Below are 18,825 nucleotides of genomic sequence, written 5' to 3'. Positions count from 1 at the left end.
AACTCATGGCCGATTTCCATCAAAACGGAAACATCACAACCCTGCATAACCTGCGCACCCGGTCCGCTGATGAATTGGAGCACGAGCTTTCGGTCTTTGCCCAATCGCGCAAAATTTCACTCATTTTGCCCTGCCTGTATTCCGAACTCGAAGGTCAGGCGATGCCGCATATTCTGTCGGAACTGGCCAAGGTCAGCTATCTGCACAGGATCATCATTGGCCTGGATGCGGCCAATGAAGCCCAGTTTCGCCATGCAAAGACATTTTTCAAAGGCCTGGGCCAAAATCATATCGTGATCTGGAACGACAGCCCGCGCATGCTGGCGCTGGGGGCGCGTCTGGAGGCAATGGGACTGGCGCCTACCGAGCAGGGTAAGGGCAAAAATGTCTGGGCCTCATTAGGCTATCTGATTGGCTGCGCCGACAGCGCCGTCATGGCGATCCATGATTGTGACATTCTGACCTACAACAAAGAAATGCTGGCCCGGCTGGTCTACCCGATGGCCAATCCAAACTTTCCCTATCAAGTCGCCAAAGGCTATTATCCGCGCATCGGTGGCAACAACATCAATGGCCGGGTGACCCGGCTGCTGGTCAGCCCTTTGCTGATTGCGCTCAACCGGGTGATCGGCAGCCGCGACTATATCGACTACCTGCGCAGCTTTCGCTATCCGCTGTCCGGCGAATTTGCCATGCGCACCTCTATCCTGCCTGACCTTCGCATCCCTTCCGACTGGGGGTTGGAAATCGGTGTCTTGTCTGAGGCCTGGAGAAACCTCGCGCCCAAAGCCGTCTGTCAGGTCGATATCAGCGATGCCTATGATCACAAACACCAGTCCCTGAGCCCGGAAGAATCCAATGCCGGGTTGAACCGCATGTCCACAGATATCTGCAAAGCAATCTTTCGCAAGCTTGCCGCCGATGGAACCGTGTTTACACCCAATGTTTTTCGAACCCTTAAGGCCACCTATTACCGCTGCGCGCTTGATCTGCTCGAAGCCTATTACAACGACGCAAAAATGAATGGCCTGTCCATTGACCGCCATGCCGAGGAAAGCGCGATCGAGCTGTTTGCGGAAAATATCATGCGGGCTGGGCAGATCTTTTTGGAAAATCCACATGAAACGCCGTTCATCCCCACTTGGAACCGCGTCCATTCTGCGGATCCGACCTTTCTGTCGGATATGACCGCAGCCGCCAAGGCGGATGAGGCTGAGTTTCAGTAGGCCTTAGGGTCAGGACGCTAACCCCGATTGGTGATCCAGCGACATTGGTAAGGGGCCAGGGTAATGGCCTCCTGCATCATATCAATCTGCTCACCGGTCAGCAGATCCACCCAGGGTTCGTCATCAATCAGGTTCATCGACATATGCGGCACCTGTGCCGGCTGATTGCTGACATTGTGCAGGGCAAAGATGGATTGATGACGGTCAAGGCTTTGACGCCAAACGCCAAAGACTGCGTTGTCCAGCGGCATGGTGAACTGGGTGGCATTGGGGTGAAAGGCGGGTTGTTTGGATCGGACCTGCAAACGGTGTGACAATGCCGCAAGAACGCGTGCCTGTACCGACGTGGGATCATCCAACAAGGCGTTCAGCCTGGGGTAGTCCCAGCGATGACGGTTGATCGCGCGGTTCATGCCGCGCCGTTCGACCTGAGCGTGATCATTCGGCGTTGCCAGCATGGAATGAATATAAAAGGCGGGGATGCCCTCCAATGACATCACGATGGTTTGCGAACACAGAAAGCGGTCAAAATGGTACTCGTCCGCCCCGTCAAAGGTCTGCCCGGTTGCCTCGTAGAAGGTTGTATTGATCTCATAGGGGGCTTCGCCACCGTCCGGCAGTGCCCGCATCGAGACAAGCCCACCGATATCCTTGATCGTTTTGATCATCTTGGCCTGTTCCTGCTCTGGCAGGATGCCCTCAACAGGGCGCATGCCGATGCCATCGTGGCTGGCGGTGAAATTCAGATAGGCACATCCCAGCTGGGCTGGTGGCATGCCGCTTTGCCAGCGGCGCAGGTACTGTGCAGACCCGGACATCACAGCATGCAGGATCAGCGGCGGCAGCGGAAAGTTGTAGATCGCGTGGGCTTCGTTGCGATTGCCAAAATAGCTCAGGTTTTCGGCCTTGGGCACATTGGTTTCCGTGAGCAGAATTATGGTCTCAACCGCGTAGTCACACAGCAGCCGCATCAGTTGCACGATGGCATGGGTCTGCGGCAGATGGATCGAACTGGTGCCGACCTCTTTCCACAAGAAGGCCACCGCATCCAGCCGGATGATGCGCACGCCGTTGTCCACATGCAGCCGAATGATGCGCAAAAACTCTAGCAAGACCTCGGGGTTGCGAAAATCCAGGTCGATCTGATCATGGCTAAAGGTGCACCAGACATGGCGGGGGCCGTCCACGGTCTCGACCTCCTGCAACAGCGGGGTGGTGCGTGGACGGACAACGCTGCTCAGGTCATCTTTGGGGGAGGCCTCAAAAAAGAAACCGTCAAAGGGGGATTGCCCCTGTCGGTAGCTATTGAACCAGGCGCCCTGACTGGAGACATGGTTCAAAACCAGATCCGACATCAGATGAAAATCTTCGCTGATGCGGTTGATGTCCGGCCAGTCTCCCAGCTGCGGGTTTACCGCCCTGAAATCCGAAACAGCAAAGCCGTCGTCAGAGGTAAAGGGAAAGAAGGGCAAAATATGCACGCCATTGACCAGGCCTTTCATGCGACGCAGCAGAAAGTCATGCATCAGATCCAATGGTTTGTGAGCGCCGTCCAGGATCGAGTTGCCATAGGTTATCAGCAGCGCGTCCCGTTCGGTCCATAGGTTGTTGCTGGGCAAACGCCCGCGCTTACGCGGCTGTTGGTTCTCTGGCCAAAACGCATCCATGATTTTGTCCACCAGAAGACTGGCGTCCTGATCAGGATAGATGGTCTTCAGGAGCGTCGTGAGCCGGGTGGTGAAAGTGCGTGTCTTGACTGTGTGCATAGGGAAAGAAAATCTGAAAACCGGCGAGACACAAGCCCATCCATTGGTTTTGAGACCTGTCACGGCCACGCGGTGGCCAAAGCGCTGCCTGCTCTACAGTTTTTATCCCGATCGCCCATAATTTGACCACTTTGTGCGCAAGACCTAAGCCGAACCGTGATGGCCACGCAGCAAGGACAAGGAAACCCCCAGCAGCGCTGACGGTGGCACGGCCTATTCTTCCAGGGTCCCATGGCAGATCGGGTGATACCATCAAAGAGCAGCGCAGGCGCATGTCCTCTCGCCCCACCTGTTTCCGCGCCCTGTCATCGCACCCTGTCACCGCACCCTGCAGATCATTTGACCTATATAGCCCAGAGGAGTAAGCCTGAGGCAATTCGAGCAGACAAGAGATAGGCGACCCGATGCAGGTCATTTTTCATTGCGGTGCACATGGAACCGAAGAGGACCGTCTGCTCAAGACCCTGCTGCGCAACAAAGACCGCTTTCGCCTGCACGGCACCGTTGTACCCGGCCCAGGCAAATACCGCTATTTGCTCAAAGATTGCATGGCGGCGCTGCAGGAAGGTCAGGCCACAACCGAAGCCCGGGACGTGTTGTGGGATGCGATCCTGGAAGAAGAACAGGCAGACAGAGTCCTGTTGTCCAATGCCAATTTCTTTGGCTCGCAGCGTCAATCAATCGAGGGCAGCCAGTTTTATCCTGAAGCAGAGGCGCGGCTTTTGTCCCTGCAGCACCTGTTCGCACAGGACAAACTGGAACTGTACATCGGACTGCGAAACCCGGCGACCATTCTGCCGGGCCTGCTTGAAAACGCCCACCCCGATCGCAAGGCCCAGGTGCTGAGCAACCTCGATCCTTATCACCTGCGGTGGTCAGATCTTCTGACGCGCCTGCGACGCGCCGTTCCCCAAGTTCCTCTCACCGTTTGGTGTTTTGAAGATATGCCTCTGATCTGGGCGCAGATCATCCGTGACATGTCCGGGCTGGAAATGAACCAGCGTCTGGATGGTGGCATGGATTTACTGTCGACCATCATGAGCCGCGAAGGCATGCGGCGACTGCGCCAGTATCTGGCACAGCACCCTGATATGTCAGAGACGCAACAGCGGCGGGTCATGGCAGCTTTTCTCGACAAATATGTGCGCGAGGACGAGTTGGAAGAGGAGATCGATTTACCTGGCTGGAGTGAAGCCCTGATTGAATCGGTCACCGCCCTCTACGAAGAAGACATGCAAATCGTCCAGCGCATCCCCGGTGTGACGATGATTACACCCTAATCCAGCCTCCTTGCACTCCAGCCCCCTCAGCCCGCCCTAGCCAACCGTCTCACCGGCCTTCTGCTCAGCCTTTTGCGGCAAACAATGGGACACATCTCGCTGTCTAAGGTGAAATCGGTTGTCCTAACCGGTTAACCCTGAGCGTTTCCATCGTCATGTCATCATAAAACACATCAATGGTAATCTGCTGGATAGAGCCCAGGGGAAAAGTAGCATAGGGCAGCCCATCTTCTGGCAGGATGGCATTGGGGGCGGCCTGATCTTCATGGCAGGGCGGCATCGGCCAGGTCACCGGCTCGGCGCCGTTGACGCCGATGCGCATACCGTTCAAGCCACAGCGCCAGGACCACAGATGCGTAACATAGAGCAGATCCTGCCCCTCATATTCGCGCACGGAAACCCAATTGGCCTTGGTGGCCGACAAAATGGGCTTAACCTCTGCGGCTGTGGTAAAAGGCGCAGATGACCCCCGACGGGCAGGCCTGCTCCCCACAGCGACAACATAATAACAGACATAATTCTTCGCATAAAAAAAACCTCACTTAACTGATACAAACAAGTCGCGCTCTAGGCCAAAGGCCCCTCAAATTTGGGGATTTCCTTTTGCCCAAAGCCCATATTGAATATAGACCATAAAATACCCAAGCCCCAACCGCTCGCAAGAGGCGGAAGACAGGAAATACAATGGCGCAGCAGTCTTTCAACGTCATGATCATCGGCCAGGCGGGGCGCCTGCAGTACGAGGCGCTGCTGTTTGCCGCCTCTCTGCGCCACAGCTGCCCCAACTTTTCCGGTCGTTTGTTTGTCGCGGTGCCGCAGCCAGGGCCGCTTTGGCAAAAAGATCCCAGCATTCACAACGCCGGTGTACTAGAGGCCTTGGCCCGGCTTGGGGTCGAAATCCTGCCGTTTGAAAACGAGATTTTTGGTCAGAGCTATCCCTATGGCAACAAGATCGAGGCGCTGCAGGCCATGCCCGAGGGCGAGCCGTTTGTGTTTTTTGACAGCGACACGCTGATCACCGGCGACCTGGAAGCGGTTCCCTTTGACTTCAATCGCCCCTCTGCCTCGCTGCGGCGCGAAGGCACCTGGCCCAAGCCAACGCTTTATGGGCCCGGCTATACGGACATCTGGCGCTCTCTTTACGACCGGTTTGGACTGGACCTTGATCCAACACTGGATCTGGAACAACCGGATGAATTCTGGAAACGCTACCTCTACTTTAATGCCGGCTTTTTCTACGGCACCTGCCCGCGCGCCTTTGGCAAACGATTTGCGGTCTACGCCCAGTCCATCCTGAAGGATCCGCCAATTGAGCTGGTCGGCCAGTCGCTGGATCCCTGGCTGGATCAGGTTGCACTGCCCCTGGTGATCCACTCCTTTGGCGGCGGTCGCGACGCCCTGCCTGCGGGCTACCTGGACGGGAAAACCAGTTGTCACTACCGGCTGTTCCCGCTGCTCTATGCCCGCGAAAGCGACGCAGTGATTGACCTGCTGGAAACGGTGGCTGCGCCAAACTGGATCAAGAAGGTTTTGAAAACCTATGAGCCGATCAAGCGGCTTGTTTATCAAAACCGGGGTGCCCGGGTACGGGCGCTGTTTGATCAGGATCACCTGCCCCGGCGCGAACAGGCCATTCGCAACAAAATCAAATCCGAAGGCCTGTGGCTGCGCTAACAGGCTGGCCACTTGTGGTCTGGCCTCATTCCCAACCCAAAAGCCAGGTTGCCGAGGGTCAGGTCCCTAGAACGATTTCCCACGCGCTGCTCTTTGCCAGTTTGTTTGTTCCAATTTGCCACGCCTGCGTTGTACCGGCGGGCAAGCTGTCCTAAACATTTGGTAAGAAAACTGATGAGGGAGAAAACCAGATGAGTGATGCACCAGCCTATGGCTTTGACACATTGCAGATCCACGCAGGCGCCAAACCGGACCCGGCAACCGGCGCCCGTCAAACACCGATCTACCAGACAACCGGCTATGTCTTTCGCGATGCCGATCACGCCGCTGCCCTGTTTAACCTGCAGGAAGTTGGCTTTATCTACTCACGCCTGACCAACCCAACCGTCGCTGTGCTGCAAGAACGCCTGGCAACACTGGAAGGCGGCGTTGGCGCAGTCTGCTGCTCATCTGGCCATGCGGCACAGATCATGGCGCTGTTCCCGCTGATGGCGCCTGGCTGCAATGTCATTGCATCGACGCGACTGTATGGTGGCACCGTCACCCAGTTCAGCCAGACCATCAAACGCTTTGGCTGGTCGGCAAAATTTGTCGATACCGATGATCTGGAGGCCGTCGCAGCCGCAATCGACGAAAACACTCGCGCGGTGTTCTGCGAATCCATCGCCAACCCCGGCGGCTATGTCACCGATGTGCGCGCGCTGGCCGATGTGGCAGATGCCGCTGGTGTGCCGCTGATTGTCGACAACACCACTGCCACGCCCTATTTGTGCAACCCAATTGCCCAAGGCGCCACTCTGGTAGTGCACTCCACCACAAAATACCTCACCGGCAATGGCACCGTCACCGGTGGCGCGATCATCGACAGCGGCACCTTCGACTGGTCCGCCAGCGACAAGTTCCCCTCCCTTTCGGCGCCAGAACCCGCCTATCATGGGCTCAAATTCCACGAGACCTTTGGCGGCCTGGCCTTTACCTTCCACGGTATCGCCATCGGGCTGCGTGATCTGGGTATGACCATGAACCCGCAGGCGGCGCATTACACCTTGATGGGCGTTGAAACCCTGTCGCTGCGGATGCAGCGCCATTGTGAAAACGCAATGACCGTGGCCAGCTGGCTGGAACAGGACGACCGGGTTGATTATGTGACCTACGCCGGCCTGGAAAGCTCGCCTTATTATGAGCGCGCCCAGGCGAACTATCCCAAAGGCGCGGGCGGTTTGTTCACCTTTGCGGTCAAGGGCGGCTATGACGCCTGTATCAAACTGGTGGATTCCCTGGAGATCTTCAGCCATGTGGCAAACCTCGGCGACACCCGTTCGCTGATCATTCACTCTGCCTCCACCACCCACCGTCAGCTGTCCCCGGAACAGCAGGAGGCCGCAGGCGCGGGCGCCAATGTGGTGCGGATTTCCATCGGCCTGGAAGACGCCGCTGATCTGATCCGCGATCTGGACCAGGCCCTGACCAAAGCCTGCAGCTGACCCCAAAGGCCAATCTGTAAAACAACAAAAAGGCCGGGTGTTTACCCGGCCTTTTTGGTTTCAAACCTGGCAGAGCCGCGGTTATTCGGTTGGCACCACCAGGTCAAACACCACCTGCACATTGTGCGAAAAGCTCAGCTCGCCCGCCTCGATCGGCATGGCACCGCTGCGCGACATCTCCATTGCCATCATCGGGCGGCCACCGCCATGATCCTGATCGGTGATGGTGCGAACCGGCCCCAGGGTGACCCCGGCGGCCGCCGCCAACTGTTCAGCCTTGTGGCGGGCATCCGCAACGGCGCTTGCGCGCATCTGGTCCTGTAGCAGCGCGTGATCCGCCACATCAAAGCGCAACCCCTGGAACTGATTGGCACCGGCGCGCAGCACCCGGTCAAGCACCTCGCCGAGTTGATCGAGGTCGCGCACCCGCAAATTCACCGTATTGGCGGCCAGGAACCCGGTGATCCGCCGCTCTCCCGAACTGTTATAAGAACCGCCATTGGACCAGACCGGCTGCAGCGAGATCTGCTGAGTCTGCAGGTCCTTATCCGCAATGCCAACGGCCCGCAGCTCTTGCACGACGGCGAACATATCTTCAGAGACCAGCGCCATGGCTTCGCCCGCCTCCTCGGCCTCTTTGCTGACCCCCAGCGTGATCACCGCCAGATCCGGTGCCACCTCAACCCGGCCCTCGCCGCTGACCAGAATCTGCCGATCGGTGCGCGTGTCTGCCTTGAGCGCAGTGCCCAAAGTTAGCGCCATTGCCAGGGCGGTTACCAAAACTGTCTTTGTTTTCATTGTGAAGTCTCCTTTGCTTTGCCCTAAGATGGGGACGGCAGATCGCCGCTGACAAGGGGAAAGCGCGCTCTTTTCCTTTCACTCGGCGATGTCCTGCTTTATGGTCTGCTCTGACGGCCTGAAAGGACTCCTCGCGGTCCGGGCACTACAGATTTGGATGGTTTGACCGCATTATGAAACCGGAGTTTGCTCTTTCTCTTTCCGCAGAGGGTATTGTTCTGCTGCATCGTGCAGCCGGAGGTTGGCGAAATGTCGGCACTGTGTCGCTCGACAGTGCTGATTTGACAGCAGATCTTGCTGCGCTCAAAGCCAAGGGAGACGCCCTGGCGCCCGAGGGGCTGTGCAAACTGATCATCCCCAATGAGCAGATCCGCTATCTTACCATTGAGACTGGCATTTCCGATCTGGAAAGTCGGCGCCGCCTGGCCCGCGCCGCTTTGGAAGGCGCCACGCCCTATGCGGTGTCGGATTTGGCTTTTGACCTGTCTGAGGACGGCGACCAAACCCATATTGCCGCCGTCGCCTATGAGACCTTGGCTGAGGCCGAAAGCTTTGCGCTGGAAAATGGCTTTGCGCCCGCTTCCTTTGTGGCCATCCCTGGTGAAAGTGGTTTTCTCGGAGAACCCTTTTTTGGCGCAGTCCCCTCGATGGGCGAGACTGAGATCACACCTGATGGGATCGTTGTTGTGGACATCGGTCCAGCTGCACTCCCAGACCCCACCCCCGCCGAACCGGTTGAAAAACCCGCCCCCAAAAATGACGCACCTAAGGCCGCAAAGGATCAGGTGGCGGCTGAGCCCACCATGCCCAAGGCACCCGCCGCTTTGGACCCGGACAGCGCCCAGCCCGATCTGGATGAGGATACCGATTCAGACGCCGAGGACAGCGGTCCAATTGCCGGATTTACCAGCCGCCGCAGGAAGTCACCGCAGGCCAAAGGCTCAGAGGCTGCAAAACCTGCATCTGCAAAAAAACCATCTGACAAATCCGCAGCGCCATCGCCCGGCAAGCCTGCCCCCTCTGTTGTCGCAGCAGCACCTGTAACCACACAGGCACCAAAACCGGGCCCCAAACAGGCCGCAGCCACAGCGGCCAAGCCTGTCGCCGCGCCCGCTGGCAAATCCCCAACCACAGCAGAGCCGACAAAGTCTGCTGGCCATGCCCAGTCTGCCGGTCCCGTCCCAGAGACCGGCGCCCCCGCGGTGCACAGCCCAGCTGCCCCAGCCGGAGCACAGGCCGCGGCCAGTCCAAAGTCGGCCAGTCCAAAGTCGACCAGCCCAAGCGCTGCCAGTTCAGGTTCCGCCAGCTCAAGTTCAGCCAGTGTTAAACCTGTCGCCACTGCCCCTGGAAAAACTGCAAAACCCACAGGGTCAACCAGTGCACCAGCCGCCCCTGCCACTGTTCACCCCAATGCCCCAACCATCAGCGGCGCGGCTGCACAGGCGGCGAACAGTCTCAACAGCTCGGTTGACGACAAACCGGGCACCATAAAGGGCAAGCCGCGCTTCCTGGGGTTGATCCTGACGGCAGGGCTTTTGTTGGCCATGGCCGCGATTGCGGCTTTTGCGATGTTCTCCGAAGGCGGGTTGTTCTTTTCCTCCGAACGCCCGCCGCTGGAACAAAGCCTTGATACCCCGCTGGCGCCCCCCGCTGCTGGCTCCACCGATCAAGATCCGGCCCTTGCGGAAACACCGCCGACCGGCACCAATGCCGAACCAGCCAGCCCAGTGGATATTCCCATAAGCGAGGTGGAAACCGAGCCAGACAGCATCGCCCCACAGGTGAGCGCGATACCAAGCCACCCTGACCCAGGCGTTGTGGAGTTGGACGATCAAGCCGAGCCTTCTGAGACCACCAGCCTTGACCCTGCCGGCGCCGAAATCGACACCCCATTGGATGCAAGCACGGGCCAGCCCGTGCTTGATGCGTTAGAAGGGGAGGCTGCCGATCCGGACCAAAGCGACGCGCTGAGCGAAGCCGCGCTCTACGCCGCCACTGGAATCTGGCAGCAGGTTCCCCAAATCGCAGAGGCCCCTGCCCTGGTGTCTTTGGATGACATCTATGTCGCCTCTATCGACAATAGCGATCTCTCCCAGGATGCCGTCGCCCTGCCCCAGGCACCGCTGTTGACCAGCGATCCCGAGCCAGACGCGCTCAGTTCCCCGGCGGCAGCGGGTAGCGACTTTGACCTCGACCACCAGGGCCTGGTGACAGCAACACCCGAAGGCACACTCAACCCGGATGGCATCATGGTCTATCTGGGGCGCCCAAGCGTCGTCCCCCCCCCGACCCCGGCCCGCACAGCCCCCGAAGATGCTGGGGAAGCCGCCGAAAATGCCCGCCTGGCGAGCCTATCGCTGAAACGGCCCCGCCCGCGTCCCTCCGATCTGCTGGAACGGGCAGAACGCGCACTTTTGGGAGGGCTCAGCCGCGCCGAGCTTGCCCGGGTTCGCCCCCGCGCCCGCCCTGCCAGCCTGAAGACGGAAGAACAGGAAAACCAGCCTGTCAGCGCTTTGGCTATTGCCACGTCAAAAGCGCCGCGGGATCGGCCTGCGAATTTTGCCAATCTGGTGGATCGTGCCACCCGGCAGCGTGCCACAACAACCGCCACGACAGCGGCGGCGGCAGTAGCGCCGCAATCCGTTACCCCCAGCATTCCCAGCTCTGCCTCAGTGGCGCGCCAGGCAACAGTCACCAATGCAATCAACCTGCGGCGGGTAAACCTGATTGGTGTCTCCGGAAAACCGTCTAACCGCCAAGCCCTGATTCTGATGCCCAGTGGTCGGACCCGCCAGGTCCGGGTGGGCGATCGGCTGGATGGTGGCACCGTGGTAGCCATCAGCGAAAGCCAATTACAGTATCAAAAGCGCGGCACAAATAAGACACTGAAGCTGCCCGGAAATTAACCACCTGCAGGCAGATCCAAAGACAGGACATTGACGGCCCCTCACCTGTCGTTTGCCCGTCCCATCCCTTGGCGCGCAGGTCCCATCAGGTCGGCCAGTTCGCCCACAGCAAAACCGCTGACATAAAAAAGTGCCGGACCTCCCTAAGGCCCGGCACTTTTGTGCGCATTTCTGTTGGGGCTTAAACCCTATTCAGCGGCGTCCAGCTCTCCATTGGCGATCTGTTCGCGTTCGATCGATTCAAACAGCGCCTTGAAGTTTCCTTCCCCAAATCCATCGTCCCCTTTACGCTGAATGAACTCGAAAAAGATCGGGCCAATCACCGTCTTGGAGAAAATTTGCAGCAGGATTTTGGTCTCGCCACCATCGACGACGCCCTCGCCATCAATCAAAATGCCATGTTTCTGCATCCGCTCCAGCGGTTCATCATGGCCCTTCACCCGGTCGTGGCTCAGCTCATAGTAGGCCGCAGGCGGTGCAGGCATATAGGTGATGCCACGATCAGAAATCTCATCCGTGGCGCTATAAATGTCCTCGGTTCCAACCGCGATATGCTGAATGCCCTCGCCTTTGTATTTCTTGAGATAAGCAACAATCTGGCCGGTCTCGCCGCGATCTTCGTTGATAGGAATACGGATACGACCACAGGGAGAGGTCAGCGCCCGGCTCAGCAGCCCGGTAAACTTGCCCTCGATGTCAAAGAAACGGATTTCCTTGAAGTTGAACAGCTCGCCGTAGAACCTGAACCACTTGTCCATATTGCCTTTGTAGACATTGTGCGTGAGGTGATCGAGGTAGTAAAAGCCAACGCCGCGCGGTTTTGACTGTTTGGTCCACTCGAATTCCCCATTGTAGGGCGAGGTCTCATAATACTGGTCGATAAAATAGATCAGCGAGCCACCAATGCCTTTGATCGCGGGCACATCCATGGTTTTGTCGTCGCCGTCATAGGCTTCGGCCCCTTTTGAAACCGCGTGTTCAAAGGCCTTTTGTGCATCGACAACACGCCATCCCATGGAGGGGGCACAGGGCCCATGTTCGGCAACAAACTTGTCAGCATAGCTGCCTTTTTCCGCATTCAGGATATAGGTGATATCCCCCTGCTGCCAAAGTTCGATGCCCGGTTTTGTCTTGTGATGACCGACCTGTTCATAGCCCATCTTGGTGAAAAGATCCCGCAACTCCTGCGGTTCAGGGCTGGCGAACTCGACAAACTCAAAGCCATCGGTGCCAGCGGGGTTTTCATCGCTGATCACGGATTTCGGGGCGTTATGCGGAAATGGACCCATGCTGGTTTCCTTCTTTAGTCGCGTGATGCGGGCTAGATTTCTGTTCTCGATCACAATACCGCAAATGAAATGCATATTTCGCGCGTTCTTTGTATGGCTATCGCCTTTCCGCGCGAGAACTTCGCGCCTAATGTGATAAAAACAGGAAAAACCCGCATATGCTAGATTCAACAGACACCAAACTGCTCGCCGCCTTGCAAAAGAACGCACATCTTACCGCACAGGAGCTGGGAGAGCTGCTGAACCTGTCGCCCAGTCAGGCCGGGCGGCGGCGACAGCGGCTAGAATCAGAGGGCTATATCCAAGCTTACTGCGCCCGACTGGACCCGGCAAAACTGGGATTGACCGTTCAGGGGTTCGTGCATGTGAACCTTGGCAGCCACGGGCCGGAACAATCCCAAAGCTTTAGCCGCCTGGTCAGCACCCGGCCCGAGATCACCTCAGCCTGGACCATGACAGGCGAGGCAGACTATCTATTGCGGGTTTATTGCAGCGACTTACAGGCGCTCAATCAGCTCATCCATGAAATTCTATTGCCGCATCCAGCCGTCGCCAGGGTGCAAAGCCAGATCGTAATGGCACAGTTAAAACGTGATGCGCCTTTGCCAACTTAATAATAATGGAAGGTTTTGATTTTATAGATTTTGACTGTATCTTTATGAAGTGGAGCGCCTCCTTGTCCTTTGTAGACCGTCGCATAGAAGCCCGCCCCTCGACTGGTGAAGCCCCCTTCGCCCTGAACGAGGTTTTCTTTTCACGCACCGATGACCGTGGGGTGATCCAAGCCGGAAACTACGTCTTCAAGCGCGTAGCAAACTACGAATGGGAAGATCTGATCGGTTCGCCCCATAAGATCATCCGCCATCCGGATATGCCAAAGGGTGTTTTCCAACTGTTTTGGGATACTCTGAAAGCAGGCGACAGCATGGGGGCCTACGTCAAGAACAAGGCCAAGGATGGGCTGTACTACTGGGTCTTTGCAGTGGTGGTCCCCTGCCAGGGCGGATATCTCTCGGCGCGGATTTCCCCCAGCAGCGCCTTGTTTGATGAGATTAGAGCCATTTATAATGAGATGCGCCAGGCTGAACTCAACGAAGGAGTCAGCGCGGAAGACAGCGCTGAAAAGATGCTGGAGTGGATTCGAAAGAAAGGTTTTGAAAACTACCACCAGTTCGCCACCCATGCCCTGAGCGAAGAGCTTTTGTCCCGCGATGTCGGACTGGAGCGCCCGAAAGATCCCAAAATCGCGGATCTGCGCAGAATGATGGCAAACGCCGAAACCCTCGTTGAAGAAACCCAAGGTCTGGTCAAAGATTTTGACGCTATGCACACGATTCCGCATAATTTGCGGGTGATTGCATCGCGGATTGAACCCTCGGGTGGACCGGTCACGGTCCTGTCGCAGAACTATGGTGCGATGTCGCGCGAAATGTCCGACTGGTTTGAAGCACATGTGATGGGGGAAAACAGCAACTTCAACACCATCAAGCTGGCCGTTACCAACAGCCTGTTTGTCGAAGGCATGGCGCGCATTCTGAACGAATGTGATGCGCAACTCCAAACCGAAAGACGCGGCCTGGGCGACATCGACATGGCCGCAGAGCGCAAAATCCTGAACCAACTGGTCACAGAGGAAACAGACCGGGCCCGCAAAGGCGTCGAGGAAGTCGACCTTGAGGCCGAGCGCATCATGCGGGCCTGCCAGGTCATGCACCGACAATTCCTCGGGCTCAGCTCCACCCGGGTCCTGTGTAAGATCGAAAGCGCCCGCCTGCCGGAATCCGGTGAAACGCTCTCTGACATCATCGACCAGCTTGGGGTCTTCCAGGAACGCATCTCGCGCCGTCTGGACGTTATCACCAAACTCAGCAATGAGATTCGGCAAATGGATCAATAGGCAGCGGCTGACCTGCACTGGCAATCGCCAGAGCGTCGAAACCAAAGCGCGGCGGCACGGGGAAACCTGGCCGCCGTTTCCCATTGAGCCGCCGATCTCCCGGCTCCCAAGCGCCCGGTAAAGCGCAGCAGCAATATGACCCACTCAAAATGCTGCTAAAACCGTTGCCAAGGTGCAAACCACTTGCGATACCAGTTGTATGGACGCATTTCTGTATCAGGCAACAATCTATCTCGCTGCTGCTGTTATCGCCGTTCCCCTGGCCGCGCGTCTCGGGCTTGGGTCGGTTCTGGGCTATCTGGCTGCCGGCATTATCATAGGCCCGGTGCTTGGGCTGGTCGGGGCTGAAACCCAAAACCTCCAACATGTTGCGGAATTTGGCGTCGTTATGATGCTGTTTCTCATCGGGTTGGAGCTTGACCCGCGGGCGCTCTGGGCGATGCGGCATAAACTGATCGGACTGGGCGGCTTACAGGTCTTGCTCAGCACTCTGGCACTTATGGTCGCCGCCCTTATTGCCGGCGAGACCTGGCAGGTCAGCCTGGCCGTTGGCCTGACGCTGTCGCTCTCCTCGACAGCGATCGTGCTGCAGACGCTTTCAGAAAAAGGCCTGATGCAGACCGGTGGCGGGCGGTCGTCCTTTTCGGTGCTGTTGACCCAGGATATTGCGGTCATTCCAATTCTGGCGCTTCTACCGCTTCTTGCCATCAAGAACGGACCGCAGTTAGGCTCGGATGGCTCCATTGAGCGGGCAGAAGTCGCAGGCCATATGGCTGCGGCCCATGACGGGCTTTCCTTGGTTGCTGGTCTGCCAGGATGGGCCGTGACCCTGACCACCCTTGGCATGATCGGCGTCATCGTGCTGGCTGGCATCTATCTGACCCAGCCGCTGTTCCGCTTTATCCATGCGACCAACCTGCGTGAAATGTATACTGCGCTGGCCCTGCTGATTGTGGTTGGGATCTCCTTCTTGATGACCCTGGTTGGGCTCTCCCCTGCGCTGGGGGCATTTTTGGCGGGCGTGGTTCTGGCCAACTCCGAATTCCGCCATGAATTGGAAAGCGATCTCACCCCCTTCAAGGGGCTGTTTTTAGGATTGTTCTTTATTACGGTTGGGGCCGGGATCAACTACCGGCTGCTGTTGGCCAACTTCGGAGACCTGCTGGGCCTGGCTCTTTTGGTGATCCTCGCCAAGGGCACAATCCTGTTCTTTGTGGGTCGCGCCTTTGGTCTCAGACGGCGCAATCATTGGCTTTTCACCCTCAGCCTGGCGCAGGCGGGTGAATTTGGGTTTGTCCTGCTTGCCTTTTCCCGCCAACAAGGCGTCATACCCGAACCATTGGCCGAAAAGCTGCTGCTTGTCATTGCCCTGTCGATGCTGATCACCCCGCTGTTGTTCATTTTGTATGATATGTTGTCTCACTTCATGGGCGAGCAAGGTGTCGAACAGGAACCTGATGAGATTGACGAACAAGGACCCGTTATCATCGCCGGGATTGGCCGCTTTGGGCAGATCGTCAACCGGCTGGTACGCGCCAGCGGTTTCAAGACCGTGCTGCTGGACAATGACATCCGCGCAGTGCAGCTGATGCGCCGTTTTGGGGTCAAAAGCTTCCTTGGCGACCCGACACGGCCAGAGCTGCTCAAGGCGGCGGGCATCGCCAAAGCCCATGTGCTGGTGGTGGCGCTGGACGACCCAGAAAAAACTGTCACCATGGTCGCCTATGTGCGGCGGACCTACCCGGATCTGCACATCATTGCCCGCGCCTATGACCGCAACCATGTCTTTGAGCTGTATAAGGCCGGCGCCGATGACATCGTGCGGGAAATGTTTGACAGCTCCTTGCGGGCCGGGCGCTACGTGTTGGAAAAAATCGGCCTCAGCGAATATGAAGCGGCCCAGGCCGAGCAGACTTTTTATGCGCACGACCGTCTTACGGTGCGCGAGCTCGCCTCGCTGTGGAAACCCGGAACACCTGCCAGTGAAAATCAGGCCTATATCGCCCGCGCCCGAGAACTGGAAAAGGATCTGGAAACCGCCCTGTTGGAGCTGGCCGAGAAAAAAGATCAAAGCAAATCCTGACCTGAGCGCCATTTTAGGCAGACAAAACAAAAGCCCCGAAGTCACCTTCGGGGCTTTTGTTGTTCGCTCGCCTTTCATGCAGCAGCAATCAGCCGTCTGAAACGCCTGCTTCTGCAAAGGTCGCCATGCCGCTGTGACAGGCGATTGCGCCTTTCAAAACCTGAATGGCCAACGCCGCCCCAGAGCCTTCACCAAGACGCAGACCCAGCGCCAAAAGCGGCTCTTTACCCAGCTCTTTCAGCAGGGCGGGATGGGCGTTTTCAGCGCTTTGATGCCCTGCAATGGCATGATCCAAAGCGCCGTCACAGCTGCGCTGCAAACAGGCGGCGGCAGCACAACAGATAAATCCATCAAGAATAACCGGAATATGCAGCAGCCGTGCCGCAGCAATTGCGCCGGCCATGGCCGCAATCTCGCGCCCACCCAGGCAACCGAGCGCATCCAGGCCATCTTTGATTGCAGCGCCATGCCGCGCCACGCCTTCGGTGACGACACGGGTTTTATTGGCCAGCCCGGCGTCATCAACCCCAGTGCCGCGCCCGGTCCAGTCTGCGGGTTCGCCGCCAAACAGGGCAAAGGCCAAAGCCGCCGCTGGGGTGGTGTTGCCAATCCCCATTTCACCAACCACCAATAGATCCGCTGTAGGGTCAACGGCATTCCATCCGGCCTGCAAGGCGGCCAGCAGCTCTGCCGCGTCCATCGCTGGGGCTTGGGTGAAATCCTGCACTGGATTGTCCAGATCAAGCGCATGAACATCCATCCGCGCACCTGCCAGTTTGGCCAGCTGATTAATTGCCGCGCCGCCATGTTCAAAATTGATCACCATCTGGGCCGTCACCTCGGAGGGAAAGGCTGACACCCCCTGGGCGGTGACACCGTGGTTGCCGGCAAAGACAATAACCTGGGGCGATTTGATCTCGGGGCGATCGGTGCCGCGCCAGCCGCCATACCAGATGGCGAGATCTTCCAGTCGGCCCAAAGCCCCGGGAGGCTTGGTCAGCTGCCCGTTGCGGGTGGCAGCCGCGTCAATCGCGGTCTGGTCTGCACCCTTGGCCTGCGCCAGCAGGGAGCGGAAATCATCAAGGGAAGTCAGAGATGGCAGCATGTAAAGCCTCGTTGCATCTGGGCGGCGGACGCGCGTAAATCAGGGTCCAATCTGTTTAGCGGCTCAAAACTGCTTCGCAAGTCCCGCAAGAGGCTCACACATGCGAAAAAACGACATATCTTTGGTGGACATCCCACTGGCGCTGGTCCTGTTGACCCGGCTGCCCCTGCCGCAACTGGCAAGCAGCAGTTTTCAGCGCCAATCCCGGGCGGTATGGGCCTTTCCGCTGGCGGGGCTTGCGATGACCCTGCCCGCCTGCATGGCGGCCTATGTGGGCCAGGCCCTGGGCCTGTCTGCGGCGCTAGCTGCTGGGCTATTTTTGATGGTTCAGGTCCTGCTGACAGGGGCGATGCACGAAGACGGGCTGGCGGATTGCGCCGATGGGTTTTGGGGCGGTTTCGCACCTGCACGGCGGTTGGAGATCATGAAAGACAGCCAGATCGGCAGCTATGGCGTGCTGGCACTGGTTTTTGCCATTGGCCTGCGCTGGCACGCCCTGTCGCTGCTGTTGGATCTGGGACAGGGCTGGAGTGCGCTGGCTATTGCCCTGCTCAGCCGTGCAATGATGCCCATGCTGATGGTCTGGCTGCCCAATGCCCGCCAGTCCGGCCTATCGCAAAGTGTCGGCCGCCCGTCCCGGCGGGCCACGGCCCTTGGTCTGGGCCTCGCTGTTGCACTGGCGCTGCCCTTGCTCGGGCTTGTCAGCCTTGCCGTTGCCGCGCTGCTTGCCTTGTTGACCCTAGGATTGGGTCTGGTGGCCCGCACCAAGATCGGCGGGCAGACCGGCGATGTGCTGGGCGCCTGCCAGCAGGTCAGTGAAATTGCCGGATTGCTGATGCTGGCGGCCCTCTTCAGCTAAACTGAGGCCAAGACAGCAAAAAGCCCGTGACCATAGGTCACGGGCTTTAAAATTTCTGAGTTCTTGAACAGCTGACGCCGATCAGGCTGCAACACGGGAGGTCAGAACGTCCCCGACCTGTTTCGCGGCCAAGATTTCATCGCCACCGGCAACAGCGGCAACTTCGCGGGTCAGGCGCTCAAGCGCGGCCTCATAGAGCTGACGCTCTGAGTAGCTTTGCTCACGCTGGTCATCGGTACGGTGCAGATCGCGCACCACTTCGGCAATGGCAATCAGATCACCAGAGTTGATCTTTTGCTCATATTCTTGCGCACGGCGTGACCACATCGCCTTTTTGACCTTAGCCTTACCGCGCAATGTTTTCACCGCATGTTCCACGACATCAGGCGTCGCAAGCGCACGCATGCCAACGTCAATCGCCTTATGCGTCGGCACCCGCAGGGTCATTTTGTCTTTTT

15 protein-coding genes are annotated in these 18,825 nt (G+C 58.0%); 9 read left to right on the top strand and 6 right to left on the bottom strand.

All coding sequences use genetic code 11. From position 1 onward, the window contains the following. Positions 1-5 precede the first annotated feature (5 nt). On the top strand, positions 6-1,226 hold the full coding sequence (locus QZ268_RS00345; RefSeq protein WP_295446624.1) for a glycosyl transferase: 1,221 nt from the start codon (positions 6-8) through the stop codon (positions 1,224-1,226). A 17-nt stretch (positions 1,227-1,243) separates the two neighbouring features. Here the strand turns inward: QZ268_RS00345 and QZ268_RS00340 are convergent, their stop codons facing one another. Further along, a complete protein-coding gene (locus tag QZ268_RS00340; RefSeq protein WP_295446622.1) occupies positions 1,244-2,992 on the bottom strand; it encodes a sugar phosphorylase in 1,749 nt (582 codons plus the stop codon). A 404-nt stretch (positions 2,993-3,396) separates the two neighbouring features. On the opposite strand from QZ268_RS00340, the gene QZ268_RS00335 reads away from it, so the two are divergent. Beyond that, positions 3,397-4,272 carry a hypothetical protein gene (locus QZ268_RS00335; protein ID WP_295446620.1) on the top strand — a complete coding sequence of 292 codons (876 nt, stop codon included), beginning with the start codon at positions 3,397-3,399 and terminating at the stop codon, positions 4,270-4,272. 103 nt (positions 4,273-4,375) lie between these two features. On the opposite strand, the gene QZ268_RS00330 is transcribed toward QZ268_RS00335, so the two are convergent. Further along, positions 4,376-4,696 (bottom strand): hypothetical protein, encoded by a 321-nt coding sequence (locus tag QZ268_RS00330; RefSeq protein WP_295446618.1) that lies wholly within the window; start codon positions 4,694-4,696, stop codon positions 4,376-4,378. Between the two features lie 260 nt (positions 4,697-4,956). Here QZ268_RS00330 and QZ268_RS00325 point away from each other — a divergent pair, with 260 nt between their 5' ends. Continuing rightward, entirely contained in the window at positions 4,957-5,946 is a 990-nt protein-coding gene (locus tag QZ268_RS00325; RefSeq protein ID WP_295446616.1) for a hypothetical protein, read from the top strand. A gap of 191 nt (positions 5,947-6,137) precedes the next feature. Continuing rightward, positions 6,138-7,430, top strand: coding sequence for an O-acetylhomoserine aminocarboxypropyltransferase/cysteine synthase family protein (locus QZ268_RS00320; protein WP_295446614.1), 1,293 nt, complete (start codon positions 6,138-6,140; stop codon positions 7,428-7,430). Between the two features lie 81 nt (positions 7,431-7,511). On the opposite strand, the gene QZ268_RS00315 is transcribed toward QZ268_RS00320, so the two are convergent. Continuing rightward, positions 7,512-8,228: an SIMPL domain-containing protein gene (locus tag QZ268_RS00315; protein WP_295446612.1), complete on the bottom strand. Its 717-nt coding sequence runs from the start codon at positions 8,226-8,228 to the stop codon at positions 7,512-7,514. Between the two features lie 173 nt (positions 8,229-8,401). Between QZ268_RS00315 and QZ268_RS00310 the strand changes: the two genes are divergently transcribed. Continuing rightward, positions 8,402-11,134 (top strand): hypothetical protein, encoded by a 2,733-nt coding sequence (locus tag QZ268_RS00310; protein ID WP_295446610.1) that lies wholly within the window; start codon positions 8,402-8,404, stop codon positions 11,132-11,134. A 188-nt stretch (positions 11,135-11,322) separates the two neighbouring features. Here the strand turns inward: QZ268_RS00310 and hppD are convergent, their stop codons facing one another. Next, on the bottom strand, positions 11,323-12,423 hold the full coding sequence (gene hppD, locus QZ268_RS00305; RefSeq protein WP_295446608.1) for a 4-hydroxyphenylpyruvate dioxygenase: 1,101 nt from the start codon (positions 12,421-12,423) through the stop codon (positions 11,323-11,325). 158 nt (positions 12,424-12,581) lie between these two features. Here hppD and QZ268_RS00300 point away from each other — a divergent pair, with 158 nt between their 5' ends. From QZ268_RS00300 to QZ268_RS00290, 3 genes are all read left to right on the top strand, one after another. Continuing rightward, the gene (locus tag QZ268_RS00300; protein ID WP_295446606.1) at positions 12,582-13,037 is read left to right on the top strand and encodes an Lrp/AsnC family transcriptional regulator; all 456 of its coding nucleotides are present in this window, start codon (positions 12,582-12,584) and stop codon (positions 13,035-13,037) included. 62 nt (positions 13,038-13,099) lie between these two features. Further along, complete coding sequence (locus tag QZ268_RS00295; RefSeq protein ID WP_295446604.1) at positions 13,100-14,320, top strand: PAS domain-containing protein; 1,221 nt, start codon at positions 13,100-13,102, stop codon at positions 14,318-14,320. Between the two features lie 199 nt (positions 14,321-14,519). Further along, a complete protein-coding gene (locus QZ268_RS00290; RefSeq protein ID WP_295446601.1) occupies positions 14,520-16,403 on the top strand; it encodes a cation:proton antiporter in 1,884 nt (627 codons plus the stop codon). Between the two features lie 88 nt (positions 16,404-16,491). Here the strand turns inward: QZ268_RS00290 and cobT are convergent, their stop codons facing one another. Then, positions 16,492-17,508, bottom strand: a complete 1,017-nt coding sequence (cobT, locus tag QZ268_RS00285; protein WP_295446599.1) for a nicotinate-nucleotide--dimethylbenzimidazole phosphoribosyltransferase — start codon at positions 17,506-17,508, stop codon at positions 16,492-16,494. Positions 17,509-17,608: 100 nt separating this feature from the next. On the opposite strand from cobT, the gene cobS reads away from it, so the two are divergent. Next, positions 17,609-18,367: an adenosylcobinamide-GDP ribazoletransferase gene (cobS, locus tag QZ268_RS00280; protein ID WP_295446598.1), complete on the top strand. Its 759-nt coding sequence runs from the start codon at positions 17,609-17,611 to the stop codon at positions 18,365-18,367. A gap of 81 nt (positions 18,368-18,448) precedes the next feature. On the opposite strand, the gene QZ268_RS00275 is transcribed toward cobS, so the two are convergent. Further along, the coding region (locus QZ268_RS00275) for a CarD family transcriptional regulator (RefSeq protein ID WP_295446596.1) at positions 18,449-18,825 on the bottom strand (377 nt) is incomplete at its 5' end.

The sequence above is a fragment of the uncultured Pseudophaeobacter sp. genome (genome assembly GCA_905479575.1).
GTDB lineage: Bacteria > Pseudomonadota > Alphaproteobacteria > Rhodobacterales > Rhodobacteraceae > Pseudophaeobacter.
This window is presented reverse-complemented; position numbering and strand designations above follow the sequence as displayed.